This window comes from Brachybacterium paraconglomeratum (assembly GCF_039541415.1).
Classification (GTDB): Bacteria; Actinomycetota; Actinomycetes; order Actinomycetales; family Dermabacteraceae; genus Brachybacterium; species Brachybacterium paraconglomeratum_A.
In genome coordinates, this window is record NZ_BAABGE010000008.1 from 115757 (window position 1) to 142615 (window position 26859).

Sequence of the window (26859 nt, forward strand, 5' to 3'; positions counted from 1 at the left end):
GCCGGCAGAGCGCCCGACGGGCTCCGGGCCGAGCTGCTTCGTCGAGCAACCCGGCCCGATCACCGCAGGCTACGGCGTCAGCTCGTCTTCGGGGTGCGGGTCTCCGCGCTGATGAACCAGGCCTGCTGCTCGAGCTGCTCGAGGATGCCGTGCAGGATGTCCGCCGAGGTGGGGTCGGCCTCGTCGACCTCGTCGTGGACGGAGCGCATGGTGCCCACGACGCTCTCGATCGCCGCGACCACGAGGTCGATCGCGTCGTGGGTGAGCACCTCGCCCTGCGGGAACTCGGGCAGCGAGCTCTGCTCGGCGACGACGGCCGGGCGGGCATCGGGGGTGGCGTGGAGGGCACGCATGCGCTCGGCGACCTGGTCGCCGCTCTCGCGGGCGATGGCGACGACCTCATCGAGATTCAGATGCAGGTCGCGGAAGTTCGGTCCCACGATGTTCCAGTGCGCCTGCTTGCCCACCAGGTGCAGCGCGGTGAGGTCCACGAGGACGGCCTGGAGATTCTTGGCGAGAGCTGCGGGGGCGAGGAAGCCGCTCTCGGCGTTCTCCTTCTTCGTGCGCTTCGCGCCGGCGGGGGTGGGGACCTTGACGGTGTCGTTCATGGGAACTCCTCCAGGTGGACAGGTGGATCAGGTCGATGAATCGCTCATGTCGGGGAACTGCCCGAACTGCCCTCCACGTTATGGAGCACGGGACGGGACAGCAAGAAACCGGGCCGAACGGTAGACCCGGGGCGAAGGAGGGCTGCGACCCCGCCAATCCGGCGCCGGCGCTCAGAGGAAAGACCGACGGGCCGACGGAACGGGGCTCTGTCGTGGTGCTCGTGGCCCGTGTGGACGTCAAGGGCGAGGGTGGAGCGGGCGTCGGCCCCACCAACCCGCACCGCGGCGGTAAGGCTGACTCGGGGATCACGCAGTCCGTGGGCGCCGCGGTGGGCATACAGTTCCAGGAGGAGCCTGCTGCGGCCAATCCCTGGTCGGGATGCTCTGCAGCCATGGAGAAGGTCGTGGAAGGGATGGTGCCGTGGAGGATTCCGCCGCCGCTGTCCGCGCTGTCGCCCTCACCATCCCGGCGGGCAGCGTGATGACCTATGGCGAGATCGCCTTCGCGACCGACCTGCACCCGCGTCAGGTGGGCCGGATCGTCGGCGCCATCTCCGAGTCCATCCCCTGGTGGCGGATCCTCCGCGCTGACGGGACTCCCGCGACCTGCCACGGCGGGACCGCCCCGTCCCTGCTCGCGAAGGAGCATGTTCCCTTCCGCGGGAACCGAGTGAACCTGCGCGCGCTGCGCCAGCCCCACCCCGCTCCCCCGCAACCCTCGCAGCCCCTGGCCTGAGCATCCCCCGCCTGACAGGAGTCACCCCATGACCTCGATCCAGTCGCTCTGGCCCAGCCCGAACGCGGACCTCACCGATGAGCAGCTGCTGGAGCTCTACGCGCCGCCCGTCGGCCCCTGGCTGCGGATGAACTTCATCTCCAGTCTCGACGGCGCCGTCACCCGCGACGGGCTCTCCGGCGGCCTCGGCGATGAGGCCGATCACCGGGTCTTCGAGCTGCTGCGGCGCTGGGCGGACGTCGTGCTCCTCGGGGCGGGGACCGCGCGCGCCGAGGGCTACGGCGCGATGCGGCTGCCCGCGGAGGCGGAGCGCTGGCGGGTGGAGCAGGGCCTGGCGCCGCAGCCCGTCTTCGCTCTCGTGACGCGGCGCCTGGATCTCGATCCGGCCTCGCCGATCTTCACCGACGCCCCGGTGACGCCGCTGCTGTTCACCGTCAGCGATGCTCCTGCGGACCGCCGGGCGGCCCTGTCCGAGGTGGCGGAGATCGTGGACGCGGGCGAGACGGTGGTGGATCCCGCCGTGGTCCGTGCCCAGCTCGAGGCGCGGGGTCACACGCGCATCCATTCCGAGGGCGGGCCCACGCTGTTCGGCGCGTTCCTGGAGGCGGGCGTCGTGGACGAGCTCTGCCTCACCCTCGCCCCGACCCTCGAGGCGGGAACGGCCATGCGCGTCACGCAGGCGCCGCAGTCGGCGCCCACGGCGATGGAGCTCGCCGGCGTGCTGCGCGGCGGCGACGAGCTGCTGCTGCGGTATACGAAGAGAGCCGACGCCGGTCCGGACGCACAGGGCGTCACGGCCTGAGCCCGCTGGGCGGGTCAGTGGCCTGTCAGTGGCCTGCGGAACCGCTCTCGCGGGGCGGTGACCCGGGCAGGATCAGCTCGGGCTCTGGAAGTTCGAGGCTGACGTCGACCGTCCAGCGCTGCTGGCGCCGGTCGTAGCGTCCTGCGATCGCGGCATGCAGACTCAGATGCTGACCGCGCTCGGCCATGCCGGTCAGCAGCGGCGCGTAACGGCTCGCGTTCTGGCGGGCGAGGAAGCCGACGTGCCGCCCCTGGATCCATACCGAGACCGCGAGGCCCGGGTCGTCCGGATTCTCCGGGTCGAGGCTGAGTGCGGCAATGCGCTCGACCTTCAGGTAGGAGCCGTTCTGCGGCTCACCCTCCAGCAGGTGCGCGAAGGCGCCGGACCGCAGATGCTCGCCCACCACCTCCGTCATCATCGAGGTGCGGGCCGGCGGCTCGATGGCCATCCCGGCAGGAGCCGGCGGCACCCGCTCCCCCGCAGTCGCGCTCGGACTCGTGGTGGGCGCGGGTGCGGGCGCCGGCTGTACGGGTGCGGTGCGAACTGCGCGGCGGGCGCGGCGCAGGTCACCGGCGCGCAGCACGATGTCGATCAGCCACCAGATCCCCAGCCCGCCGATCGTGAGGAGCTTCAGCAGGCCACGGATCGGGTGCCCGATGTAGAACCGGTCGATGCCGAGATAGCCGAGCAGGATGGAGAGCACCAGCGCGGAGGTCGGGTCGTACGTCTCCGTGCGGGGCATCGGGTCTCCTGGCGGTGCGGGTTCATGCGGGATCGACGGCCGACGGGCGCCGCTGCGCGGGCGCTGCGGGAGGTCGGGCAGTACCCGAGCTTCCCACAGCGGCGGGGGGCACGCCCACCGGGGGTGGTCGTGTCCCCTTGGCTACGTTCGAAGGGGACTCCTCGCCGTATTCATCGCGCAGATGGCCCGCCTCCTCCGGAGAGGAGCAGAGTGACCTGTTCGCCGTGAGGAACGAACCCAAGGTGTCGGCCCAGCTGCAGCGACTGCTCATTCGACACGGCGCTGCGCCACTGCGGGACCAGCCCGGCCTCGAGCGCGTGCGTGATCGCCGCCGATGCCACCTCGGCACCGCGACCGGTCCCGCGGTTGCGCGGCGCGACCAGAACCCCGAGGTGGGCGACACGCTCATCCCAGGTCTCATAGCCAGCGGCAGCAACCGGCTCCCCGTCGTGGTCGGTAGCGACCCACCACTGCGTCATCTCTTCCAGACCGCTCTCCTCACGATCCCCTCCCCGGCACAGGGCGAGCACCATGTCGAGTTCGTGGCGCGAGGCACGGTGGACCTGCGAGATCGCGCCGAGATTCAGCGTGTCTGCGTCCGCGTAGGCCAGACACGCCGGGCCGAGCAGCTGGGGGCTGAGATCGCTGAGTGCAGCCATCAGAGATTTCGGCTGCTGGACATGATCCCGTGAGAGCTCCCGTAGGCGGGTGAGCGCTGGCTCCGGAGCGCCGATCACGACGGTCCAGCCAGCTCGGACCATGACTGCCGCCGACGCTCCGGGCCAGTCCCGATAGACGGTCTGCTCCCGCTCGAACACCGAGGGGTGCACACCCAACCTGCCCGCCCACATCTCATGAAGGGCGTGCAGGGTAGCGGGCAGCAGAGTGGTCACCAATGAAACCTGAGCCGGTCGCCTCAGATCGTGATCTCGGTGCCGTCCTCGGTGCGCAGCTGGAGCACGAAACGGGAGCCCTGAGCCTTGCGGATCTCGGCGACGCCGTCGCCGAGGCCGAGTGCGTCGGTGGACTTCTGCTGCGGGCCGGGGTTGACCTCGATGCGCTCGAAGGAGACCAGCTCGATCGAGGGCAGCTCGCCCAGGCCCGGGTGATCCGTGGTGCCCCAGTCGATCAGGAACGGCACGCCGTAGTTGCGCGGGGCCGCGGCCTGGGTGAGCCGCCACTGCAGCTCGGTGCCGTCGGCGGTGGTGCGGGAGAGCTCCTCGACGTCGCCGGGGTCGAAGCCGGCGGCGCGGGCGCGCTCGACGACCTGGTCGATGCCCTGGGGGTGGACGGCGTAGGTGATCAGGGTGGGCTTCTTCAGCCGGTTGATGCTGAAGGTCTTCGGCAGCTCCTCGCCCTCCCGCTCCGGGTCCGGACCGATCAGCTCGAGGTAGTGCGGGCGTGGCTCGCCGTTCACGGCGAGGGCCACCAGGGCGTTGGCGGTGCCGGTGGGGTGGGTGCCGCCGGGGGCGGCGGTGACGCCGGTCAGTTCGCGGAACCATTCCACGATCTCGGCCAGGTCGGGGCCGGCTATGACGATGTGGTCGAGCAGGTGGGGAACGCTCATGAGCTCTCCTTAGGGAGGGTCGGGCGGGAAGGGTCAGGATCTCGGGATGCCGAGGAGTGCGCGAGGCGGTGGGCTCAGCAGGAGTGGGCACCGCCAGTGTTGGTGCCGACGTTACCTGGCTTCTTCGGTCCCGCGCCGCGCAGACGCACACTTCGCGGGCGACGACTGTCTCACGGAGAACACCCGAGACCCTCACAGCCGCGGGAGTGCACCGCATTCGGTGGCACCGCCGATCCGTCGGCTCGGCAGGCCGACGACAATGGACGGATGATCGACTGGAATCTCATCTGGCGGGACTATCTGGGTATCAGCTGGAGCGGTGCATTGGGGGTGACCCTCGCCGCCGTGGCGCTGTACGCGTTCTTCTCCCTGCTCGTGCAGATCTCCGGGCAGCGCCTGATGGCGAACCCGACCGTGGGCAGCTTCGTGGTGCTCGCCGTGATCGGCGGCGTCACCGCCCGGGCAACGCTCGGCGAATCCCCCACCCTGCTCGCGGCGCTGATCGTGTTGAACACGCTGATGCTCCTGGAGTGGCTGATGGGCACGCTGCGGCGCACGGGACGTGCTCGCTCGTTCGGCGCTCTCCGCCGACCCACGGTCGTGATGGTCGGCGGTCGCACGGTGGCCAGCGCGCTGCGCCGACGCCGCCTCTCCGAGCCGGACCTGCTGAACCGCCTGCGCATCTCCGGGGTGCTGAACCTTGAGCAGGTGGAGCTGGTGATCCTCGAGAACCGCGGCACGCTCACCATCGTGCGGCAGGGGCACACGATCGATGCGGCGCTGGTGGCAGGGGTCGACGGCCGCGAGGAGATCCCAGGGCGACTGCTCGCGGGATGAGCGCAGCTGCCGAGCACGGCGTCGGGCCGGCGAGGAATCCCCCACAGTGATCAAGCAGATTGATCAACCTGCTTGTACGATTTCTCGGTGCTTTCCGATCCCACCCTTGCCCAGGAGCTCCGCGAGGCCATGCGCCCGCTGTTCCGTCGCCTGAACGCCGCCCGCACGATGTCGCTCGGCAAATCCGGGATCCTCGCCCAGCTGATCGAGCAGGGGCCCACCACGGCCTCCGAGCTCGCGGCCTCTCAGCAGATCACCCCGCAGGCCGTCACCGCGGCGCTGCGCGAGATGGACTCCGCGCAGCTGATCGAGCGCACCCCTGATGAGGTGGATCGTCGGCGCATCTGGGTGTCGATCACCGCTGCGGGCCGCCAGCGTCTCGCCGCCGACCGCGCCGCTGGACAGGCCTGGCTGGATGGCGCCCTCACCGAACGACTGGACGATGAGGAGCGCGCCGCCCTCCGCACCGCCCTCCCGGCGCTGCGTGCGCTCACCGGTGAGCGCACACTTTCCGGCGAGCGCACGTTCTCTGGCGAGCGCAGCGTGGAAGGCACCGCGGAGCGCACTGATGTCTGAGCGCCGCGAGAGCACCCGCCTGCTGCCGGTCCTGATCTATGCGGCCCTGTGCACGGCGATCGTCAGCTCGCTGGGCATGCTGCTGGTGCCGACGATCGCGGAGGTCTTCGGGATCAGCGTCGGCTCCGCGCAGTGGATGCTCACCGTGAACCTGCTGGTGGGAGCTATCGCCACGCCCGTGCTGGGGCGCCTGGCCGACGGTCCGCACAAGAAGCAGATCCTGGTGATCGCGCTGTCGATCATCTTGGCCGGCTCGATCCTCGCCGCACTCGCCCCCACCTTCGGGCTCTTCCTCGTCGGCCGCGGGATGCAGGGCCTCTCCTACGGCATCGTGCCGATCACGATCGCGCTGGCCCGCCGGTACCTCCCCGCCGAGAAGAGCGGGCCGGGGATCTCGAGCCTGTCGGTCACGGTCTCCACCGGAATCGGGATCGGCTACCCGCTGACCGGCATCATCGCCGGCACCTTCGACTACCGCATCGCCTTCTGGTTCGCCGCCACGTTCGTACTCAGCGCCATCGTGGTGGTGCTCCGCACGGTCCCCTCCGGGCCCGACGAGCTCGCCCCTCGCAGCCCCTTCGACCTGCTCGGGGCGATCCTGATGGGCCTGGGCGTGGGCGGGATCCTGCTGGGGGTCAGCGAGGGCCCGAACTGGGGCTGGACCTCCCTGCCGACCCTGGCCGCCTTCGCCCTCGCGGTCGTGGTGCTCGCCGCCTGGGTGGTCGTGGAGCTGCGGGTGGAGCATCCGCTGATCAACCTGCGGGTGCTGAAGAACCCCGAGGTGCTGCTCGCGAACGCGACCGCGATCGGCCTGGGCACCGTGATGTATATGGGTCTCTCGATCGGCAGCCTCATCGCCCAGGCCCCCGCCTCGACCGACTACGGCATCGCGCTGCCCGTGTTCTGGGCCGGGTTCGTCATGTTCCCGCTCTCGGTGGGCAGCTTCCTGGCGAACCGCCTGATGCACGTCATCGCCCGGCGAATCCACCTGCCCACCTTCCTCCCCCTCGGTGCCGCGATCGTCACCGGTTCCTCGTTGCTGCTGTATCTCGCGCACAGCACCCTGTGGGAGATCCTGCTGGGGATGTTCCTGTTCGGGGTGGGCACCGGTGCGACCTACGCCGCGATGCCGTCCCTGATCGCCCGCCGCGTCGCCGCCCAGGAGCTGGGCAGTGCGGTGAGCTTCAACCAGGTGCTGCGCACCGTCGGCGGCGCGTTCGGCAGCGCCATCTCCGGTGCTGTCCTCGCCACCCACATGGCTCCGGATCTGCATCCCACCGCTGCGGGCATCGACCTGGCCCTGCTGATCAGCGCCGCGGCCTGCGCGGTGGTGCTGATCGCGCTCCTGGTCAACCACGTGCTCACCCATGCGGCAGCGCGGGTCGGCGGAGCTCAGGCGGGCCGGGAGGCGTAGGCGGCAGTCACCGCCCGCCCCCGCCGCCATCCTGTCCCGGGAGCGGGGTGGGCTGGTCGTTCGGAGCCTCGGCCGGGTCGCTCGACGTGCCGCCCTGGTCTGTCCTGGCACCGTCGCCCTCCTGCGTGCCGGCCCCTTCGCCGGAATCCTCCGGCACCTCGGTGGCCGGGGCCAGATCCTCGCCCAGCTCGGAGTCGCGCTGCTCTGAGTCGCCCGGTTCGGAGTCGCCCGGCCGGTCCAGACCGTCGTCCGTCGAGGAGGAGTCCTCACGCGGTGAGACCGCGTCGGAGCCGGTGACCGATCGCTGGATCTGCCCGGTGCCCGGGGACAGCTCGGTGCCGGTCAGCTTCTGGATGCCGAAGACCGCGCCGATGCCGATCAGGGCGATCACGGCGGCCAGGAGCGAGATCTTCACGATCCGACGCCGGGTGGACGGAGCGTCGGAGGGAGTCTCGGAGGACGCCTCGGAGGGTGCATCGTCGCTGCCGTCGAGCGCGCCGGGAGTGCTCTCGGGGTCCGCGGGGTCGTCGCGTCGGGCGGCTGTCCGGGAGGTGTGGACTCCGTTCTTCTGGTTCGCCTGGGGGCGCTGGCGACCCCGTGCGGCGACGTCCTTGAGCTTCTGCGTGCTCCTGTTCACCGAGTCGGTGTAGAAGGCGAGCGCCGTGGCGGAGACCACCGAGGTGAGTGCGGCTCCGACCACGGTGCCTGCGATGCCCAGCTGGCCGCCGATGACTGTCGAGGTGGCCGCCGCCGCCCCACTGGCGATCAGGCCCACCGGGGAAAGCTTCTTGACCTGCAGATCTGGCTCGCCGTCCGGGGTCTGCGAAGAAGGGGTCTGCACGGGAGGGGACTGCGAGGGCGGGTCCTGCGAGTCGGGTCCAGCAGCGGAAGGACGAGCGGAGTGACGCACAGGGGAAGCCATGAGTCCCACCCTGGCCAACCAGCGTCAGAACTCGCCACGGATGTCCTCACAGCTGCCGGGGAGCGCCTCGGATCTCGCCGTGGCCTGCGGTGACGGGCCCGATGAGGCGCGTCACAGCCGCGATGGCGTCGAGCCTCGCTCCAGGCTCGGTCGCGGGACACAATGAGTGGATGACCCACTTCTATCGGCCCTCCGAGGGTCACCGCCTGCCCCACAACCCGTTCAATGCGATCGTGGGGCCGAGACCGATCGGCTGGATCGGCACGCTGGACGCGGACGGCCGACGGAACCTCGCGCCGTACTCGTTCTTCAACGCGCTGAACTATGTCCCGCCCCTGGTCGGGTTCTCCAGCAACGCCTGGAAGGACACGGTCGCCAACTGCGAGGCCACGGGTGAGTTCACCTGGAACCTGGTCTCGCGCCCTCTGGCCGAGCAGATGAACACCTCCGCGACCACCGCCGGAGTCGACGAGTTCGACGCCGCGGGGCTCACGGCCGCCGCCTCGAGTGAGATCGCGGCGCCCCGGGTGGCGGCGTCTCCGGTGAACTTCGAATGCCGGGTCACCCAGATCGTCGACCTGCAGACAGCCGCTGGGGACGCGTCCGGTTCCTGGTTCGTGGTCGGCGAGGTCGTGGGCGTCCATATCGAGGAGTCGCTGCTGGTGGAGGGGATCTACGACACGGCCGCGGCGCAGCCGGTGCTGCGCGGCGGCGGGCCGACCGCGTACTTCGGGATCGACGAGGGGCAGCGATTCGACATGCGCCGGCCGGACTGAGGTCCCCGGAGGCGCGGCCGATGACGCGCTGGCGCTGCGGAGAAGGCAGCTGCGGAGAACTGGAGACGCTCAGAATCTGCGGGCTCAGACGAAACCGTCCTCGACGAGCACGGGCCGGGAGCGCACGGGATCGAGGCTCGGGTTCAGCACGTCGGGATCGAGGATGCCTGGCCAGGCTGCGCTCATGTCTGGTCCTCGCTGGTGCCGTCGGGGCTGGTCGTCATCGGGTCATCGTACGGAAGGCCTGTCGGGCCGTCAGGCGTGGCGCTGAGCAGATCTTCGACGACTCCCCCTGGGTCCTGACGACCGCAGGAGCCGACGACCGCAGGAGCCGACGACCGCAGGAGCCGACGAGTCAGCCGGCCAGGTCCGCGGCCGCGTCGTAGAGCCGCCGGTGCGCCGGGCGCAGCTCGGTGAAGACTCCGGCGGCCGACGGGTCCGGCTCGGTGACCTCCCCGCCCTGCGCGGCGAGCGGGGCGATGCGGTGGTCCAGGTCGAGTGCCTGCGCGCCGGCGAGCGCGGCGCCGAGCAGGGTCGCGTCGGTGCCGTCGGCCCGGAGCACGGGGCGGCCGGTGACGTCGGCGAGGATGCGCCGCCAGGGGGCGGAGGCCGCTCCCCCGCCGACGACGGGCAGCACCCGCCCTGCGTCGGCCGGGTCGAGCGCATGGGAGAGGGCGAGGGCGACGCCTTCGAGGGTGCCGGCGTAGAGGTCTGCCGGGGTGGTGGAGGCATGGATGCCGAGCACGGCGCCGCGCAGTGACTCGTCGCGGACAGGGAACCGTTCGCCGCCGAGTGAGGGCAGGACCAGCAGCCCCGTCGGGGCCCGTCCGTGCGTCTGTGCGCGCTGGACCAGGCGGGCGTCGGCGCTCCGGGCGGATTCTCCGCTGAGATACGCGTCCCGTGCCCAGGCGGCGGCCGCTCCCGCGGCGAGGATCGCGGAGATATGCAGCGCGGCATTCCCCCCGAGCGCGAGGCGGTGCGAGGCGCCGTCGACCGTCGCCACCTGCTGAGCGAGGCGGATGCTGGCGATCCAGCCGCTGGTGCCGAGCGAGGCATGGTCCTGGCCGGTCTCGACGCCGGTGATCCCGAGCGCGGCGGCGCCGGCGTCTCCCGGTGCCAGCACGATCGGGATCCCGGCGGGCAGGCCGATCAGCTCGGCGGCGCTCGCGCCGGTGTGGCCCACGATCTCGCCGAGCTCGGAGGTCAGGTGCGGCAGGAGCGCCTCGTCGATCTCGGCAGCGCGAGCGACCGCGGGTGACCAGTCGCTGGTGCGGGCATCGAGCAGTCCGGTGGCCGCGGCGGTGGTGAGGTCGCAGTGCAGCCCGGCGCCGAGCGCGTGGGCGAGATGGCCGGCGGGGCCGAAGGTGAGGCCGCGGGTGCGGGCTGCGATATCCGGGCTGGTGCGGGCCAGGCGTCGGAACATCGCCCCGCAGCTGCTGGCGTCCTGCAGGTTCCCGGTCAGCGCATCCCAGTCCTCGCCGGTCGCGGCGAGAGCGGCGCGGATCTCGTCGGCCTCGGCGGCAGCGCGCAGATCGGTGTAGAGCACGGCCGGGCGGGCCGCACCGTGCTCGCCCTCGAGGACGAGGTCCTGCATCTGGCCGGTGAGGCACAGCGCCGTCACGTCCGCGCCGGGCGGGAGCGTGCGCGCGATGGCGGCGTGGGCGGCACGCACCCAGTCGGCGGGGTCCTGCTCGGTGCCGCCGTCCGGGGTGTGGTGGGTGGGATAGCCGGCGCTCGCGGAGGCGATCGTGCTCCCCTCGACGTCGATCAGTGCGGCTTTCGCCGAGGTGGTGCCGAGGTCGAGAGCGAGGAGGGCGGGCATGGGATCAGGGTAGGCGGGGTGGTCGCCTCGTAGATGTGGATCTCGTACAGCGCGAGCGTTGCCTCACCAGCCTGCCCCGAGACCAATTTCCGCGCACCCCTTGACAGGCAGTATCGGCGTGGTTCATTCTCTCCGTCATACGAATAACGTCAGCGCGGATCACAGGGGTCCACGGCGACGACCAACGGGGGTCGGAGGGGAGAATCATGGCGCAGCGCCCGACCATGCACGACGTCGCCGCCGTTGCTGGCGTCTCCCAGGCCGTGGTGTCCATCGTGCTCAGCGGGTCGTACTCGGGGCGCGCGTCGGAGACCACCGCCCAGCGCGTGCGGGACGCCGCCTCGGAGCTCGACTATCGCCCCAATCTCCAGGCGAAGAGCCTGAAGACCGGGGTCGCCGAGATCATCGGGCTGGTGGGCGACGAGGTCGCCACCGCCCCCTTCTCGGGCATGCTGATCAAGGGCGCTCAGGACCGCGCCTGGCAGGACCGCCACATGCTGATGACCATCGACACCGGTGGCGACGACGCTCTCGAGCGCGCGGCCGTCGAGACGATGCTCTCGCACCGGGTCCGCGGGATCATCTACACCGCCATGTACCACCGAGAGGTCGAGATTCCAGCAGCGGCCGCCACCACACGGGTGGTCTGCCTGAACGCCCGAGACCTCTCGGGCCGGGCCCCGAGCGTCACCCCGGACGAGGTCACTGGCGGCTACGAGGCGACCAAGGTGCTGCTCGACGCCGGGCACACCCGCATAGCGATGATCAACATCCACGACGCTCTCCCCGCAGCTCGAGGCCGCTACGAGGGGTACACGCGCGCGCTGGCCGAGGCGGACATCGAACCCGACCCGGAGCTCTATTACATGGGCGAAGGCATCCAGCGTTCAGGGTTCGAGGCCGTCCTGCACCTGATGAGCCTCACCTCTCCCCCGACTGCGATCTTCTGCGGCAACGATCGCAGCGCCCTGGGCGCCTACCAGGCCCTCGCCGAGCTCCACCTCCGAGTTCCCGAGGACGTCTCGATCGTGGGCTTCGACGACCAGGATCTGCTGCGTGACTTCTTCCATCCGCCGCTGACCACCGTGCGCCTGCCCTTCGCCGAGATGGGCGACCGTGCGGCCGCCCTCATCCTCGACCCCGACGCTCCGGCAGAGGTCCATCTGGTCCACTGCCCCGTCATCCACCGCAAGTCCGTTGCCCCGCCGAAAGGACGATGATGTCGCATTCGCCCCCCGCCACCGACGCCGGAACCGCAGCCCCGGTCGCCGTTGCTGTCGCTCACAGCACCGCAACCGCAGCATCGGGGACCACGCCCCCTGCTCTGCGCGCAAAACGGCGCCTGCTCCCCCGCATTTTTCATGCCTGGCAGTTATACGTATTACTCGCGCCGGCTCTGATCTATCTCGTCGTGTTCAAGTACTGGCCGATGTACGGGGCCCAGATCGCCTTCCGCGACTACAACCCCGTCGACGGCTTCTTCTGGAGCCCCTGGGTGGGGCTGGATCACTTCGTCGCCTTCGTGACCTCGTTCCAGTTCGAGCGGCTGGTCGCGAACACCCTGACGATCAACACCGTCGGGCTGCTGGTGGCGTTCCCCGTCCCCATCATCCTCGCGCTCATCGTGAACCAGCTGCCCAGCGAGCGGTTCAAGCGGATGACGCAGACGATCCTCTACGCCCCGTCGTTCATCTCGGTGGTGGTGATCGTGGGCATGATCCACCTGCTGTTCTCCCCCAGCTCCGGCATGGTCAACCACGGGATCTCGCTGCTGGGCGGCGACCCGATCTTCTTCATGGGATCTCCCGAATGGTTCCGTCCCCTCTACATCGGGTCCGACATCTGGCAGAACGCCGGCTTCTCGATGATCATCTACCTCGCGGCGCTGACGGCCATCGATCCGTCGCTGCACGAGGCCGCCCGGATGGACGGGGCGAACCGCTTTCAGCGGATCCGGCACATCGATGTCCCCGGCATCCTGCCGGTGATCACGATCCTGTTCATCCTCGCGGTGGGGAACATCTTCAACCTCGGGTTCGAGAAGGTCTATCTCATGCAGACGGATCTCAACCTCCCCACCTCCGAGGTCATCAACACCTACGTGTACAAGACCGGTCTGCAGAACGCCCAGTTCAGCTATTCCGCAGCTATCGGGCTCTTCAACTCCGTCCTCAACCTTCTTCTTCTGCTGACCTTCAACTGGGTCGCGAAGAAGGCCAACCAATCGAGCCTGTGGTGATGAACATGTCGAGCACCCTGTCCCCCACGAAGAACTCCCTCCGCCGGGAACCCTTCCACCGCCGCATGGCCGATCCCCTGTTCGGCCTCGTCACCTACGGCCTGATCGCCGTGGCGATCGTCCTGATCGTCTACCCGCTCTACTTCATCGTGATCGCCTCGATCTCCGATCCGAACCTCGTCCAGCAGGGCAAGGTCATCCTCTTCCCCCGGGGCATCACCTTCGACGGCTACCTGACCATCTTCGGCACCTCGACCATCGTGCGCGGGTTCGCGAACTCCGTGCTCTACACCGTGGTGGGCACCGCGCTCAGCGTGACCATGATCCTCACCGGCGCCTACGCGCTGAGCAGGAAGGACATGCCCGGACGCAACCTGTTCATGATCCTGTTCGTCATCACGATGTTCTTCGACGGCGGCATGATCGCCCGCTACCTCGTGGTCAAGGAGCTGGGCATGCTCAACACCATGTGGGCCGTGGTGCTGCCGGGAGCCGTCGGGGTCTGGAACCTGATCATCGCCCGCACGTTCCTCCAGCAGAACCTCTCCCCCGAGCTGCGGGAGGCCGCGCAGCTCGACGGCGCCTCCGACTTCCGCTTCTTCTTCGGGATCGCGATCCCGCTGTCCAAACCGCTCATCGTCCTGATGGTGATGATCCATCTCGTCGCGAACTGGAATGCGTTCTTCGACGCGATGATCTATCTGAACGACGAATCGAAGTACCCGCTGCAGCTCATCCTGCGCAATGTGCTCATCCAATCCCAGGCCTCCGCCTCCGGGATGGACATGGCCTCGATGGACAGCACCGCCGCCGCGCAGAAGATGGGCGAGCTGCTCAAGTACTCGATGATTGTCGTCTCCACCATCCCCCTCCTCATCGCCTTCCCCTTCCTCCAGCGCCACTTCATCAAGGGCGCCACCCTCGGCGCCCTGAAGAGCTGACCTCTCGCCATCCCACTGCATCACCGTTACGAAGGAGTACCGCCATGCTTTCTCGCCGTCGATTCACCCTCTCCGCCACTGCCCTCGGCGTCACGATGCTGGGCATCTCCGCCTGTTCCCGTCCCTCGGAGCGCACCATCGAGGACCTCTCCACCGAGGTCGGCCTGACCGACTCGGGGCTGCCGGTCGTGACCGACGAGCTGACCCTCACCTTCGGCGGTGCGAAGTCGCCGCTGGCACCGGACTACGAGGCGATGGAGCTGGTCAAGACCTGGAAGGCCGATTCCGGCATCGAGATCACCTGGAACAACGAGCCCGACGAGGTGTGGGGGGAGAAGAAGAACCTGCTGCTGGCCAGCGGCGAGCTCCCTGACGCCCTGTTCAACACCGGACTCTCCGATGCCGAGGTCGCCAAGTACGGCGCCAACGGCACCCTGATCGCCCTCGAGGATCTGATCGAGGAGAACGCTCCCACCCTGGCCGGGATCCTGGCAGAGCGTCCGGACATCAAAGCCGCCATCACCGCCTCGGACGGGCACATCTACACCCTGCCGTCGGTCGAGGAGATGGGGCTGGTCGAGTTCCCCAGCATGCTCTTCCTCAACACCGACTGGCTCGAGGAGTTCGGACTGGAGATGCCTACGACCGTTGAGGAGTACCACCAGGTGCTCCTCGCCTTCAAGGAGAACGGGCCGGCCGGCACGCTCCCGCTGTCCTTCCTCGACACCGGTGCCATCGCCGACCTGATCGCTGCGATCGGTGGGCAGCCCGACAACGCGGACCACCGAATCGTGGAGGACGGGAAGGTCATCTACACCGCGAACAAGGACGGCTTCCGCGACGCGATCGCCGAGCTGCACACCTGGTACGGCGAAGGGCTGATCGACCAGGAGTCCTTCTCCCAGGACTACGTCAAGTTCGTCTCCAAGGGCAAGGCGGATCCGCAGACCCTGGGCTCGTTCTACTTCTGGGAGGGCCCCGAGGTGGTCGGGCCCGAGCGGGCCGGGCAGTACGAGATCGTGCCGATCTTCCCCGGCCCCGACGGCGTCCAGCGCGCCTGCGTCGCCAACAACCAGGAGATCAACCGCGGCGCCTTCGCGATCAGCCGCACCAACCAGTACGCCGCGGCGACGCTGCGCTGGGCGGACATGCTCTTCGACCCGGTCATGAGCGCGCAGGCGAACTGGGGACCGATCGGGGTCTCGCAGCAGGTCAACGCGGACGGCCTGCTCGAGCAGATCCCCGTGGGCGAGGGCGAGACCGAGCAGGAGCGTCGGGTGAAGTGCGCCCCCGGTGGCCCGAAGATCATCACCGCGAAGGACTTCGAGACGGTCGTGCTGGCCGAGCCCCGCGCCGCTGAGCGACAGGCCCAGATCGCGGAGTTCTTCGAGCCCCATCGCGCCAACGAGAAGTACCCGCCGGTCATGCTCTCGGTCGAGGAGCTGGACCGGATCAGCACCATCGAAGCCGATATCTCGACTCTGGTCACCGAGAAGATTGCGACCTGGGTCGTCAAGGGCGGTATCGAGGAGGAGTGGGACGGGTACGTCGCCCAGCTGGACACGATCGGCCTCCCCGAGGTCGTCGAGGTCTACCAGACCGCCTACGACCGCTTCTCCGCGAACGCCTGACCACCCAGCGCCCGCCGCCGAGTGTCTGAGACTCGGCGGCCGGCCCCAGGCCCCTGCCTCCAGCGCCCTGCACCCTGCACCCAGCCCTGCCTTGCCCGCGGCGAGTTGCCGCCCCCGACCCCTCCTGAGTATCGAGAGAGATCATGAATTCAACGTCTTCCCCCATCGCTCCCGCTGACGTGCACCGACCCAGGTATCACCTGACTGCCGATGCCACCTGGATGAACGACCCCAATGGCCTGATCCGGCATGACGGGGTCTGGCATGCGTTCTTCCAGAACAACCCTGAAGGCAGCACCTGGGGGAATATGTCCTGGGGCCACGCCGTGTCAGAGGACCTGGCGACCTGGACCAACCTGCCGGTGGCGCTGCCCTTCTCCGAGACGGAGCTGATCTTCTCCGGGAGCGTCGTCCACGACGCGAAGAACACCTCCGGCCTCGGCGCCACGGACGGTAAGGGCCCGCTCGTCGCGTTCTACACGAGCGCGTACACGCCCGCTCATCCCACGACGCCGGGCATCCAGGCCCAGTCGATCGCCTTCTCCGAGGACGGCGGCGCGACCTGGACCTACTATGCCCAGAACCCCGTTCTCACCCGCGACTCGGAGAACTTCCGCGACCCCAAGGTGTTCTTCCACCAGGAGAGCAGCCGCTGGGTGATGGTCACCGTCGAAGCTCTCGACCACAGCGTCCACTTCCATGTGTCCCAAGATCTGCTGGCGTGGGAGCCCGCCTCGGTGTTCACCCACCCCGGCCTCGACGGCGGCATCTGGGAATGCCCCGACCTACTGCGCGTGCCGACCCCCGGCGGGGGCGAGGACTCGTGGGTCCTCGTGGTCAGCACCAACCCCGGCGGCCCGGCCGGAGGCTCCGGAACCTACTCCCTGATCGGGCACTTCGACGGTCGCCGCTTCACGACGGAGGCAGCTCCCCAGCCGCTGGACCTCGGCCCGGACTGCTATGCCGCCGTCTCCTTCTCCGGCGTCGACGGTGATCCCGTGCTGCTGGGCTGGATGAACAACTGGGCCTACGCCGAGCACACGCCAACGGACCCGTGGCGTTCCTCGATGACCCTCCCCCGCACGCTCCAGCTGGGCACCGCGGCCGACGGCACGCTCGAGGTGATCCAGCACCTCATCGTCCCCGCAGAGATCCGGACCCTGGACCTGGAGCTGCCGACCTCCTCCGCCGTGCTGGCCGAGCTCGACGCGGAGGAGCCGATCAGGCTGCGCGGCACGCTCTCCACCCGCTCAGCGCACCGGCTCTTCCTCCGCTTCGGTGACGGCCCGCAGGCCCGTGACCTGATCCTGGCCGTCGATCCCGAAGGCCGCATCTCCTTGGATCGCAGCGACGCCCATCGCGAGCCGTTCGCCCCGGAACACACCCGCACCCTGCCCTACGCCCCCGCGACGGACCGAGACGAGATCTCCTTCGACCTCGTCATCGACAGATCCTGCGTCGACCTGGAGCTGGACGGCGGCCGCGCGATGATCTCTGCGCAGATCTTCCCGGGCGCCAGCACCCTGGCCGTGTTCACCGAGCCGGCTGCATGAGCACGCCCGCCGCGCTCGTCATCGGGGAGGCTCTGACCGACATCGTCCGCGAGGTGGACGGCACCGTCCGCTCCCGGCCTGGGGGCAGCCCCGCCAACGTCGCGGTGGGCCTGGCCCGGCTCGGAGTCGCCACCGAGCTGCTCACCTGCCTCGGTGCCGACGCGCACGGCGACGCGCTGCGGGAGCATCTGGAGCAGGCCGGAGTAACGCTGCGCGCCGGCAGCGTCACTCCGGACAGGACGTCGACCGCCGAGGCCCGGATCGGGACCGATGGCGCAGCGACCTACCGCTTCGATATCGACTGGAACCCCGGCCAGATCGCGCTCGACCCCGTCCGGCTCATCCACACCGGCTCCTTGGCGACGGTGGTCGAGCCCGGAGCAGGCGCGGTGGAATCAGCACTCGCCGCTGCACACCCGGGCACCCTGATCTCTTTCGACCCGAACGTCCGCCCGTCGCTCGGCCTGCCTCGGGACGAGGCTCGCCGACGATTCGAGCGCATCGCGGGCCTCTCGCATCTGGTCAAGATGAGCGATGAGGACCTCGAGTGGCTGTACCCCGCGGAACCCTTCAGTGCCGTCGCCGCCCTGATGCACGCCTCCGGAGTGCACCTGTTCATCGTGACCCGCGGTGCCCAGGGCTGCACGCTCAGCACTGCCCGGTGGACCGCCGAGATACCGGCGTTGCCGGTCACCGTGGCGGACACCATCGGGGCAGGTGACGCCTTCATGTCGGGCCTGCTCTACGCGATCCTCACCGCGGACGGCGACCAGGCAGTCCGCTCCGGTGACCTCTCCCAAGAGGTCGCGGAAGGCTGGGCCAGGACCGCACTGCACAGCGCCGCGATCACGGTGAGCCGGCACGGGGCGCAGCCTCCGTATCCGGCGGATCTGGGTGTGGGCATGGAGAGGGAGTCGCTCACCGCCGGGTGAGCGTGGGGAGGGCTGGCCTCTTGACGTGAGTCCACTGATCAAGGGCGCTGGCCAAGGCCGGCGCCTTTGATCAGTCGAGGAGTCATGATGACGAGCCCGCATCAACAGCGTCTGCGTCGCGAAAGATGCTCAACACTGCTACCCGAGGCAGGTGTTACGGTCCCCAGATGGTCGACTCCGCTGTCCTCACCGCACTCCGAGCCTTCTCCGCCGAACGGGACTGGGCGCAGTTCCACACTCCCGCGAACCTCGCGAAGTCCATCTCCATCGAAGCCGCCGAGCTGCTCGAGCACTACCAGTGGAGCGAGGACGCGGATCTCGCGGAGGTCCGTGACGAGCTCGCGGACGTGCTCACCTACTGCTACCAGCTGGCGATACGACTGGAGCTGGACCCCGACCAGATCGTGCTGGACAAGCTGGAGAAGACTCGGGTGAAGTATCCGGCGAACTCCCCCACCGCGGTGCGCGGCGACAGCTCGAGGACGAGGCCGTAGGCGCCAGCCGGGCCGCGCCCACGGCCCGGCCGATCCTGTTCCACACACACCCCTCAACCACTCACCGCTCGGCTGCGGCACCCAGCCCCGGGATCACCATCGTCTTTATCGCCAGCGGGTCGGTCTTGCCCTTCAGCAGCGCTTCCTCGACGTCGCCGAGGCCGTAGCGGCCGGTGATCAGCGAGTCCACGTCGACGGTGCCGGAGCTGATCAGGGCGATCGCGGCGGGCCAGGTGTTGACGTAGCGGAACGTGCCGGTGAGGGTGATCTCCCGGTGCTGCATGAGCGCGATCGGCAGTTCGAGCCGTTCCCCGCCCATGCCCACCAGCACGGCAATCCCGCCGGGCCGGATGGTGGGGATCGCGGCGTCGATCGCGCGGGCGTTGCCGGAGGCGTCGATGTAGCAGTCGAAGTGCTCCTCGAACTGCGAGAAGTCCGTCTGCGCCGGGTCGATCGCGCGGGTGACGCCGTGCGCCTCGGCGAAGCGTCGGCGGTTCTCGACGGGATCGGAGATGACAACCTCTGAGGCGCCGTAGGCCCGGGCCACCTGCGCGTTCAGCACGCCGATCGGGCCGGCGCCGGTGATCAGCACCTTGGAGCCTTCGGTGATCTTGGCATTCCGCACGGCGTGCACGGCCACGGAGACCGGCTCTGCCATCGCGCCCTGCTCGAAGGTCATCTGCTCGGGCATGTCGTGGGCGAAGTCGTCGTCGATGATCTCGTAGTCGGAGAAGGAGCCGTCCACCGGCCAGGCTCCGTAGAACTCCACGGCCCGGCACAGGTGGTAGGACCCGCGCTTGCAGTACTCGCAGCGGCGGCAGACCGTCTGCGGTTCGACCGCGACGCGGGCACCGATCCGGGTCGCGGCAACATCTGCGCCGACGGCGACGATGGTGCCGGAGGATTCGTGGCCGAGGATCACCGGGCCCTTCACCACGAGGTCGCCGATGTTCCCGGTCTCGTAGAAGTGGGTGTCGGAGCCGCAGACGCCCACGGCTTCGACCTTCACCAGCACCTGGTTCCGGCCGAGCGCCGGGACGGGCACCTGGCGCAGCTCGATCTCGAGCGCCTCTGTGAGCACGCTCGCGGTCATCGTCTCGGGGGTGGTCGTCATCGTGCGGTCTCCTTCAGAGTGAGGTGTGGATGTGTGGTCGTCCGGGTGCGTGGTCGCGGGGGCGCTCATCCCTTGACCGTGCCTGCCGTCAGCCCGCCCACGATCCAGCGCAGGGAGAAGATGGCGAACAGGATGCCGGGGATGATCGAGACGATCGTGGCGGCGGCCATCGGGCCCCATTCGATGGACTGGTAGCCGATGTACTGCTGGAGTCCGGTGGTGATGGTCTGGGTGTTCTTCCCGGCCAGCACCAGCGGGATCATGTAGTTGTTCCAGGCCCAGATGAACGAGAGCATCAGGCTCGCTGCCAGGCCCGGGGCGATCAGGCGGAGCAGCACGTGGCGGAAGGCGGTCCAGCGGGTGCCGCCGTCGACCGCGACGGCTTCCTCGAGCTCGCTGGGCAGGTCCTCGATGAAGGAGCGCAGCATCCACACCAGCATCGGCAGGGTGACGATCTGGTAGGCGAGGATCAGGCCGAGGTAGTTGTCGGCCAGGCCTGTGCGCTGGAAGACGAGGTAGAGCGGCAGGATGATCAGCAGCTCCGGGGCGAAGCGCAGGGAGAGGATGCCGAAGCCGATGTTCTCCCGCCCGCGGAAGGAGAATCGCGCCAGGGCGTAGGCCGTGGGCAGTCCGATCACGAGGGTGAGCAGCAGCGAGCCGGCGGTGACGATGATCGAGTTCACGAACGGGTCGAGGAACTGTGAGCCGCTGAGCACGGATGCGTAGTTCTCCAGCGTCGGCGTGAAGAAGAACAGCGGTGGGTTGGAGACCACCTGGGCGGGGGTCTTCAGCGACATCATGAAGATCCACACGATCGGGGCGAGCGCGAAGATCGACCAGGCCGTCAGCGCCGTGATCGCGAGCGCGTGCCCGATCCGTCGGCGCCGGCGACGGCGGAAGCTGCCGGAGTTGGTGGGAGGGGTGGATGTGCGCGGGGACGTGAGGGTCATGCCGACATCTCCTTGCGTCGAGCCTTCAGCAGGAAGTACGAGATCAGGTAGCACAGCAGCCACAGCACGACGAGGATCGCCATCGCCGCGCCGAAGTTCATGTTGCGGATGCCTTCGAGGTAGGCCAGGACGTGCAGGTTCGTGGTCGCGTCGACCGGGCCGCCCTTGGTGGTGGTGTAGATGACGTCGAACATCTTCAGCGAGTCGATGCCGCGGAAGGCGATCACGACCACCAGCACCGGCATCACCAGCGGCAGTGTGATGGAGAAGAAGTTGCGCAGGGGGCCGGCGCCGTCGACGCCGGCGGCCTCGCGGATCTCGGTGGGGATGCTGCGCAGTCCGGCCTGCATCAGCAGCACCACGAACGGGGTGTAGAGCCAGACGTCCACCAGGATCACGGTGGCGAGCGCGGTATCCGGCCCGTTGAACCAGAGGAAGCCCTGGCCGATGGTGGATTCGAGCAGCCAGTTGGCCACGCCGTTCTCGGTGAGCATCACCTTCCACATCAGCGCTGCGATCACCGGCGGCAGCAGCAGCGGCAGCACGATGAGGATGCGGAAGAAGGAGCCGTAGGGGCCCATGTTCAGCAGGTAGGCGAGGCCGGTGCCGATGAGCACCTCGATGACCACGGCGCAGACGGCGTAGGTCAGGGTCACCAGGATCGCGTGGAGGCCGTCACCGGTGGTGAACAGCTCCAGGTAGTTCTGGCCGAAGTTGAAGGAGGGGCCGCCCTCGGTGAGGCGGTAGTCGGTGAAGGACCACCACACGCCGGTGAGGAAGGGGTACATGATCGCGATGAGGACCGCGATCCCCGGCAGCGCGAGGAGGTAGGGCAGGGATTTGCTGTGTCTCATGGTCGCTCCTCAATCCGCGATGATCGCGTTGATCTTCTCGGCGGCCTCGTCCATGGCCTCCTGCGGGCTCTGCTGGCCCAGCACCGCGGACTGGATCCGCACGGTCCAGGCGTCGCCGATCTCCGGGAAGCGGGACGAGGGGGTGTAGGCCCACTGGGCGTATTCGGCGAGGATCTCCTGCCACACCTCGTTGTAGTTGCCCCATTCGGCGGTGGCCGCGGTCATCTCCTCGCTCTCGGCGACGGAGATCCGGGTGGGGTTCATGTTCCCGTTCGCGATCGCGGTGGTGAGGAACTCCTTGGAGGTGGCCCACTGGATGAACTGCCAGGCGGCGTCCTTCTTGCGGGAGGCGCCGTTCATGCCCAGCGACCACACCCACATGCTCGAGCCGCGACCCTTCGGGCCGCTGGGCGGCAGGGAGTAGCCGACCTTCCCGCCGATGGGGCTCTTCTCGAAGTCCGGTGCCATGTGGTCGGCGTCGATGTAGAAGGCGGCGTTGCCGGAGATGAAGTCCTGCTGCGCCTCGTACCAGGTGTAGGTGCTGGCGGAGACCGGCGCGTACTGCATCAGCTGGACCCACTGCTCGACGGCGGCGACGGACTCGGGCGAGTTCACGGCCGCCTGGCCGCCGTCGATGTCGGTGGCGCCGTGGGCGAGGAAGAAGGTGCTGAAGGGGTTCAGGGTGGGGTAGGTCTTGTCGCCGCGGCTGACGAACCCGTTGATCTCGATCCCGTCCACCACGGTGCCGTGCAACTGCCCGGCGGCCTGGATCAGCTCGTCGATGGTGTCCGGGGCGGCGATGCCGGCGGCCTCGAGGATGTCCTTGCGATAGAAGAGGGCATAGCCCTCCTCGTTGGCGGGGATGGCCCAGAGCCCGCCCTCGCCGGCGCCGCTGTACTCCGTCTGATCCCAGCGCAGGGACTCGATGAGCGCGGGGTAGAAGTCCTCGAAGTCCCAGTCCGGAGCGGTCTTGGTGGTGTCCTCCACCCAGGGCATGAGGTCTTCGATCCAGCCCGCTCCCGCGTACTGGAAGTTCATGGGCTGCGAGGACATGAAGGCGTCATAGCTGCCGGAGCCGGACTGCAGCTCGGTGAGGAGCTTGACCATGTAGTCGGTCTCGCTGAGGGTCTCGAGGCTCACGGAGATGCCGGTGAGCTCCTCGAACTCCGGCAGATGCTCCCGCACCGCGATCGAGACGGGGTGCTCGCTCATGAGCAGGCTCAGCGACTCCCCCGAGAAGTTCTTCCAGTCGAAGGTGTCGACCGTCTTCGGAGCAGGGATCTCCGTGTTGTTGCTGCAGCCGGCGGCGAGCGCCGTCATGGCGACGACACCGACAGCCACGGCGCTGCGCCGTGAGACTGCGAGTTTTCCGGTGGGCATTCGTGTCCTCCCTTGGACAGCTGATGAATCTGAGGAGCGCTCCGACAGTGGATGGCTCGCTTCCGTTCCGCATGAGAGACTACCCACATGAGCGCCCCCGATGGAAAGAGTGCACATATGAGCACCTCGATGGATCTGCAGAGCCGGGTCCTGCACGCCTACGTCGCCGTGCAGCACCTCGGGCATGGACGCCCCATCCTGGAGATCGCGGAGGAGGTGGGCCTGTCCCGCTTCACCGTCTCGCGCATGGTCAAGCGCGCCCGCGAGCTGAAGCTGGTGGAGGTGCGGGCGACGCTGGGAGACCCGGTGGACATCACGCTCTCCACCCAGCTGGCCTCGCAGTTCTCGCTCCGCTCCGCACTGGCGGTCGCCGTCTCGGGAACGACGGAGGACGACGTGCGCGGGGCGATCGCCGCAGTCACCGCGAAGTTCCTCCGAGACAACGTCAAGGACGGCGACATCATCGGCGCCACCCCCGGCCGCACGATGGTGCGCGCCTCACGCCTGGTGGACTCCCTTCCGACGGCCGACGTGGTCCAGCTGACCGGCGTGGGCAACTCGCGGGTGGAGGACGGAGTGGAGGCGGCGCTGAACCTCGGCCGGGCTTCGAGCGGCGAGACCTACCCGCTCTATGCGCCCTTCCTCGCGGATCGACAGACCACCTCCACGATGCTCACCCACCCCTCCCTGCAACGAACACTGCAGCGGTTCCGCCGGATCAGCCAGGCATTCCTCACCATCGGCGGTTGGCCCGACTCCTCCCTGCTCGCCACACAGGTCTCCGACTACGGGGATGAGCACCTCGTGAAGGATGTGGTCGCCGAGCTCGGCTCGACGCTGCTGGACGCCGACGGACGCGACGTGAATGCTCTGGATGGCCGCCTGATCGGGATCTCGAGCGCCGAGCTGCAGGCCATCCCCCAGCGCGTCGCCATCGGCGGCGGGGCCGGCAAGCACGATGCGGTGCTCGCCGTGCTGCGGTCGGGGCTCGCGGATGTGGTGATCACCGATGTGGAGTCGGCGCGGTATGCGTTGGAGCGGGATGGGGCTGTGGCGTGATCAGGGTGCCGGCCGACGAGGTACGCACTGTGCTGCGTCTCCACCAGCAATGAGCCACTCATGCGCCGAGAGTGAGGATGAAACAGGTGACGTAGATATGGAGCGGACGTGCTCAACTACTGCTGCCAGCTGATGAAGGACACACAGGGAACCGACGCTCAGCGAAGTGGTCACTTCTACGCCGCTGAGGACCGATGCGGGCCTCGGCATCGGTCCTCAGCGGCGTAGAAGTTGCCGTGGGCGCGGGCGTGCCCGCGAGCCCGAGCAGGTGCGCATCGACCTCGCCCGCGCACAGCTTCCACATCCACGACGTCCAGTTCCGGATCCTCACCGTGGACGACGCTCCCCCGCGGCCCGAGCTCGCGGGACCGAAGGACACGATCTACCTGCTGCCGAAGGTCCGGTACCGCCTGCTGGTGCGCTTCGCGGACTATGCCGATCCGGCCGTGCCGTACATGTACCACTGCCACATGCTTACCACTGCCACATGCTGCTGCACGAGGACGAGGGGATGATGGGCCAGTTCGTGGTCATCGAGCCCGGTCAGGAGGACCATGTGGGGGTCGCGGCGATGGCGGGGCACGGGCACTGACGGGCCGGGCTCAGGGACAGGGACCGGCTCGGCGGGAAGGGCTGAGAGATGACGTCTGCTCAGGCATGATGAGCGCATGATGCCGCGCCGCCTGCTCGCCCTCCTCGCCGTTCCCGCTCTCGCCGCCGGCCTCGCCGCCTGCGGCCCCGATGACCAGGACTCCCCGGCGACTCCCACCGCCCAGGAAGAGACCACTCCCGCGGAGCCGACCGAGGAGGGGACCACCGAAGAGGAGGCGGCGTCCGACGAGCCGACGGAGGAGTCGTCGACCGCTGAGGAGCCGACGGAGGAGGAGTCCGGCCCCGAGGTCAGCCCCACCTCGTTCGAGACGATGTGGATCGATGACTCGTGGAGCGTCGAGGCGGTCGAGGAGGACCTCTGCGAGATGGGCGGCGGGTACGCCTCGCCCTACTCCGAGCAGGAGGACCTGTTCGTGTGCGGGCCCACGGCCGCCGGCGCGCAGGCCTGCGCGCTCGCGGAGGGGACAGTGCAGTGCATCGTCGACCCCGTCGGCAGGACGGCGATCGAGTTCGACTCTCCCACCGCACCCCAGCAGGTCGATTCCCGCGAGGGCGACCCAATGCCGCTGCTGGTGAACCTGCCCGACGACGTCACCTGCACGACGATCTCCCACGACCACGACCAGCACTGGGACGGCATGTTCAGCTGGTACCGCTGCGATGACGGCTCCGAGCTGCTGACCTCCGAGGACATCGCCGACACCTTCGAACGCGGCAAGACCTGGACGGTGCAGCGCTCGATGGATAAGGGCGAGCCCGAGTCGACGGCTGTGATCTCGGCGGTGTACGCCGGGCGGTGAGGCGCGGGAGGGCCGGCACGAAGGGGAGCTGCTGAGGGGCCGCTCGGGCTCGAGGTCTGATCGCGATGTGCTCGGCGCGAGTCAGCTCGCGTCGTCGATCACCCGGAGCACGTCATCGGCCTGGAAGACCTCCGACCGCCGGTATCTCCCCGTGCCCGGCACGAGGATTGCCCGCGCGACCAGGGTGTCCACCGCCCGGTGCGCAGCGACGCGGGAGACGTCGAGCCGCTCGGCGACGAACTTCGCGGTGATGACCGGCTGCTCCCGCAAGATCGGGAGGATGCGACGTGCAGACGAGTCGGCGCGCAGACCGGCCGCCTTCTCAGCGAGGGTCGCGTCGAGCAGCCGGACCGCATCCTGGGTGCGCTCCATCCGCTCGCACGCCTCGCCTGATATCGCCACGAAGAACGCCACCCATGCGTTCAGCGCCTCGACGGCGTCCTCCGGCTGATCGGTACGGACGGCGCTGAGGCGCTGCACGTACTCCCTTTCCCGGGCGCGGATCGCCGTGGAGACCGGGAGGAGGCCCGAACGCACCACTCCCCCGCGCTCGAGAACGGCATGGACCAGCGCCCGGCCGGCGCGCCCGTTGCCGTCCTCGAACGGGTGGATGGACTCGAACTGCAGATGCGCGATGGCGGCGAGCAGCAGAGGATGCTCTCCCGAGCCGTTCAGCCAGTCCAGGAGATCCTCGACGAGGGCGGGGACCAGGCCCGGAGGCGGGGCGACATAGTCGGCTCGGAGCCTGTCCCGCCCGCCGATCCACACGTCGACGGCTCGCAACCCTTCGGCGGCTCCGACCACGCCGAGGGCCCGATGGATCTCCTCGACGTCGTCGACGCCCCAGACGCCTCGCTCTGCGAGCTGCTCGATGGCGGTGCGCGTCGCCTGGACGTTGCGGGCCACGCTCAGCGCGTTGTGATTGCGCAGGTGATCCTGCTGGTCCCCGAGCTGGGCATAGGAGACATCGCGCCCCGAGGCGGCGACCCGCTCGATCCAGGAGGAGGCGATGGACTCCGAGCGGAGGAGGAGGGGGTATATCCCTGTTCGAGTCGCCTCATCGACCTGCGCCGAGGCGGCGGTGACGAGGCCCGAGGCCTCCAACGCCTCCTCGCGGACCTCTCGGTCGAGGAGAGCGCCGATGTCCTGACCGGCGAGCTTCGCAGGCCTGAAGTAGGAGAAGTCGCCCCCTCGCCGGGCGGAGGCGGTGGCGCCACGGTAGTCGGGCGCCTGGTGGCCTTCCAGCCACGTGCCGTGGATACCCATATCCCCTCCTCAGTTAACCTTATAGACCTAAGGTTAACTGAAGCCGATCCTGGATGAGAGATGGTGGCCCCGCTCCAGCGCGGCGGCACAGATGGACCTCACCGTCCCCCGGCCCAGTCCGCGGAGCCGGATCTCGGGGAGAGTGAGGAGCCCGAGGTCGGCCAGCTGCGTGCCCCGCCATGGATACATATTCGCGGCGCACACCAGGCGGTCCTCGAGGAAGGTCCCGACC

The 26859-nt window shown here is 68.9% G+C and carries 28 protein-coding genes; 17 read left to right on the top strand and 11 right to left on the bottom strand.

Translation table 11 applies throughout. From position 1 onward, the window contains the following. Nucleotides 1–77: 77 nt before the first annotated feature. Nucleotides 78–608, bottom strand: a complete 531-nt coding sequence (locus ABD893_RS13385; protein WP_345081118.1) for a Dps family protein — start codon at nucleotides 606–608, stop codon at nucleotides 78–80. A gap of 421 nt (nucleotides 609–1029) precedes the next feature. Between ABD893_RS13385 and ABD893_RS13390 the strand changes: the two genes are divergently transcribed. Further along, nucleotides 1030–1344, top strand: coding sequence for an MGMT family protein (locus ABD893_RS13390; RefSeq protein ID WP_345081121.1), 315 nt, complete (start codon nucleotides 1030–1032; stop codon nucleotides 1342–1344). A 28-nt stretch (nucleotides 1345–1372) separates the two neighbouring features. Continuing rightward, nucleotides 1373–2146 (top strand): pyrimidine reductase family protein, encoded by a 774-nt coding sequence (locus ABD893_RS13395; protein ID WP_345081124.1) that lies wholly within the window; start codon nucleotides 1373–1375, stop codon nucleotides 2144–2146. Nucleotides 2147–2171: 25 nt separating this feature from the next. Here ABD893_RS13395 and ABD893_RS13400 read toward each other — a convergent pair whose 3' ends face one another. From ABD893_RS13400 to ABD893_RS13410, 3 genes are all read right to left on the bottom strand, one after another. Continuing rightward, nucleotides 2172–2888, bottom strand: coding sequence for an NINE protein (locus ABD893_RS13400; RefSeq protein ID WP_345081126.1), 717 nt, complete (start codon nucleotides 2886–2888; stop codon nucleotides 2172–2174). Between the two features lie 170 nt (nucleotides 2889–3058). Further along, entirely contained in the window at nucleotides 3059–3781 is a 723-nt protein-coding gene (locus tag ABD893_RS13405; RefSeq protein WP_345081129.1) for a GNAT family N-acetyltransferase, read from the bottom strand. Nucleotides 3782–3804: 23 nt separating this feature from the next. Next, nucleotides 3805–4455: a VOC family protein gene (locus ABD893_RS13410; RefSeq protein WP_345081132.1), complete on the bottom strand. Its 651-nt coding sequence runs from the start codon at nucleotides 4453–4455 to the stop codon at nucleotides 3805–3807. Nucleotides 4456–4722: 267 nt separating this feature from the next. Between ABD893_RS13410 and ABD893_RS13415 the strand changes: the two genes are divergently transcribed. The 3 genes from ABD893_RS13415 to ABD893_RS13425 all read left to right on the top strand — a co-directional run bounded on the left by ABD893_RS13415 (nucleotide 4723) and on the right by ABD893_RS13425 (nucleotide 7282). Beyond that, nucleotides 4723–5292: a DUF421 domain-containing protein gene (locus tag ABD893_RS13415; protein WP_345081135.1), complete on the top strand. Its 570-nt coding sequence runs from the start codon at nucleotides 4723–4725 to the stop codon at nucleotides 5290–5292. An 87-nt stretch (nucleotides 5293–5379) separates the two neighbouring features. After that, nucleotides 5380–5868, top strand: coding sequence for a MarR family winged helix-turn-helix transcriptional regulator (locus ABD893_RS13420; protein ID WP_345081138.1), 489 nt, complete (start codon nucleotides 5380–5382; stop codon nucleotides 5866–5868). After that, nucleotides 5861–7282: an MFS transporter gene (locus tag ABD893_RS13425; protein ID WP_345081142.1), complete on the top strand. Its 1422-nt coding sequence runs from the start codon at nucleotides 5861–5863 to the stop codon at nucleotides 7280–7282. The genes ABD893_RS13420 and ABD893_RS13425 overlap by 8 nt, the downstream gene beginning before the upstream one ends. Nucleotides 7283–7289: 7 nt before the next feature. On the opposite strand, the gene ABD893_RS13430 is transcribed toward ABD893_RS13425, so the two are convergent. Further along, complete coding sequence (locus ABD893_RS13430; protein ID WP_345081146.1) at nucleotides 7290–8123, bottom strand: hypothetical protein; 834 nt, start codon at nucleotides 8121–8123, stop codon at nucleotides 7290–7292. A 251-nt stretch (nucleotides 8124–8374) separates the two neighbouring features. On the opposite strand from ABD893_RS13430, the gene ABD893_RS13435 reads away from it, so the two are divergent. After that, a complete protein-coding gene (locus tag ABD893_RS13435) occupies nucleotides 8375–8980 on the top strand; it encodes a flavin reductase family protein (RefSeq protein WP_345081149.1) in 606 nt (201 codons plus the stop codon). Nucleotides 8981–9335: 355 nt separating this feature from the next. On the opposite strand, the gene ABD893_RS13440 is transcribed toward ABD893_RS13435, so the two are convergent. Beyond that, a complete protein-coding gene (locus tag ABD893_RS13440) occupies nucleotides 9336–10802 on the bottom strand; it encodes an FGGY family carbohydrate kinase (RefSeq protein ID WP_345081152.1) in 1467 nt (488 codons plus the stop codon). Nucleotides 10803–11008: 206 nt separating this feature from the next. On the opposite strand from ABD893_RS13440, the gene ABD893_RS13445 reads away from it, so the two are divergent. The 7 genes from ABD893_RS13445 to ABD893_RS13475 all read left to right on the top strand — a co-directional run bounded on the left by ABD893_RS13445 (nucleotide 11009) and on the right by ABD893_RS13475 (nucleotide 18592). After that, nucleotides 11009–12022, top strand: a complete 1014-nt coding sequence (locus ABD893_RS13445) for a LacI family DNA-binding transcriptional regulator (protein ID WP_345081155.1) — start codon at nucleotides 11009–11011, stop codon at nucleotides 12020–12022. Continuing rightward, nucleotides 12022–13041, top strand: coding sequence for an ABC transporter permease (locus tag ABD893_RS13450; protein ID WP_345081157.1), 1020 nt, complete (start codon nucleotides 12022–12024; stop codon nucleotides 13039–13041). The genes ABD893_RS13445 and ABD893_RS13450 overlap by 1 nt, the downstream gene beginning before the upstream one ends. After that, nucleotides 13041–13982: a carbohydrate ABC transporter permease gene (locus ABD893_RS13455; RefSeq protein WP_345081160.1), complete on the top strand. Its 942-nt coding sequence runs from the start codon at nucleotides 13041–13043 to the stop codon at nucleotides 13980–13982. Before ABD893_RS13450 ends, ABD893_RS13455 begins: the two co-directional genes overlap by 1 nt. Before the next feature lie 44 nt (nucleotides 13983–14026). After that, the gene (locus ABD893_RS13460; protein ID WP_345081163.1) at nucleotides 14027–15613 is read left to right on the top strand and encodes an extracellular solute-binding protein; all 1587 of its coding nucleotides are present in this window, start codon (nucleotides 14027–14029) and stop codon (nucleotides 15611–15613) included. 143 nt (nucleotides 15614–15756) lie between these two features. After that, nucleotides 15757–17166 (top strand): glycoside hydrolase family 32 protein, encoded by a 1410-nt coding sequence (locus tag ABD893_RS13465; RefSeq protein ID WP_345081166.1) that lies wholly within the window; start codon nucleotides 15757–15759, stop codon nucleotides 17164–17166. Next, on the top strand, nucleotides 17163–18098 hold the full coding sequence (locus tag ABD893_RS13470) for a carbohydrate kinase family protein (protein ID WP_345081169.1): 936 nt from the start codon (nucleotides 17163–17165) through the stop codon (nucleotides 18096–18098). The genes ABD893_RS13465 and ABD893_RS13470 overlap by 4 nt, the downstream gene beginning before the upstream one ends. Before the next feature lie 167 nt (nucleotides 18099–18265). After that, nucleotides 18266–18592: a nucleotide pyrophosphohydrolase gene (locus tag ABD893_RS13475; protein ID WP_345081172.1), complete on the top strand. Its 327-nt coding sequence runs from the start codon at nucleotides 18266–18268 to the stop codon at nucleotides 18590–18592. A gap of 61 nt (nucleotides 18593–18653) precedes the next feature. Here the strand turns inward: ABD893_RS13475 and ABD893_RS13480 are convergent, their stop codons facing one another. The 4 genes from ABD893_RS13480 to ABD893_RS13495 form a co-directional block, all read right to left on the bottom strand. Then, the gene (locus tag ABD893_RS13480) at nucleotides 18654–19706 is read right to left on the bottom strand and encodes an NAD(P)-dependent alcohol dehydrogenase (RefSeq protein ID WP_345081175.1); all 1053 of its coding nucleotides are present in this window, start codon (nucleotides 19704–19706) and stop codon (nucleotides 18654–18656) included. Between the two features lie 65 nt (nucleotides 19707–19771). Beyond that, nucleotides 19772–20656, bottom strand: coding sequence for a carbohydrate ABC transporter permease (locus ABD893_RS13485; RefSeq protein WP_345081178.1), 885 nt, complete (start codon nucleotides 20654–20656; stop codon nucleotides 19772–19774). After that, a complete protein-coding gene (locus ABD893_RS13490; protein WP_345081181.1) occupies nucleotides 20653–21510 on the bottom strand; it encodes a carbohydrate ABC transporter permease in 858 nt (285 codons plus the stop codon). The genes ABD893_RS13485 and ABD893_RS13490 overlap by 4 nt, the downstream gene beginning before the upstream one ends. A 9-nt stretch (nucleotides 21511–21519) precedes the next feature. Further along, nucleotides 21520–22890: an ABC transporter substrate-binding protein gene (locus tag ABD893_RS13495; RefSeq protein ID WP_345081183.1), complete on the bottom strand. Its 1371-nt coding sequence runs from the start codon at nucleotides 22888–22890 to the stop codon at nucleotides 21520–21522. 87 nt (nucleotides 22891–22977) lie between these two features. Between ABD893_RS13495 and ABD893_RS13500 the strand changes: the two genes are divergently transcribed. From ABD893_RS13500 to ABD893_RS13515, 4 genes are all read left to right on the top strand, one after another. Then, complete coding sequence (locus tag ABD893_RS13500; protein WP_345081186.1) at nucleotides 22978–23949, top strand: sugar-binding transcriptional regulator; 972 nt, start codon at nucleotides 22978–22980, stop codon at nucleotides 23947–23949. A 194-nt stretch (nucleotides 23950–24143) separates the two neighbouring features. Continuing rightward, nucleotides 24144–24464 (top strand): multicopper oxidase domain-containing protein, encoded by a 321-nt coding sequence (locus ABD893_RS13505; RefSeq protein ID WP_345081189.1) that lies wholly within the window; start codon nucleotides 24144–24146, stop codon nucleotides 24462–24464. After that, nucleotides 24437–24541: a hypothetical protein gene (locus ABD893_RS13510; RefSeq protein ID WP_345081192.1), complete on the top strand. Its 105-nt coding sequence runs from the start codon at nucleotides 24437–24439 to the stop codon at nucleotides 24539–24541. Before ABD893_RS13505 ends, ABD893_RS13510 begins: the two co-directional genes overlap by 28 nt. Nucleotides 24542–24617: 76 nt before the next feature. Then, the gene (locus tag ABD893_RS13515) at nucleotides 24618–25361 is read left to right on the top strand and encodes a hypothetical protein (protein ID WP_345081195.1); all 744 of its coding nucleotides are present in this window, start codon (nucleotides 24618–24620) and stop codon (nucleotides 25359–25361) included. A gap of 81 nt (nucleotides 25362–25442) precedes the next feature. Here the strand turns inward: ABD893_RS13515 and ABD893_RS13520 are convergent, their stop codons facing one another. Then, nucleotides 25443–26627, bottom strand: a complete 1185-nt coding sequence (locus tag ABD893_RS13520; RefSeq protein ID WP_345081198.1) for a Fic family protein — start codon at nucleotides 26625–26627, stop codon at nucleotides 25443–25445. Between the last annotated feature and the right edge of the window lie 232 nt (nucleotides 26628–26859).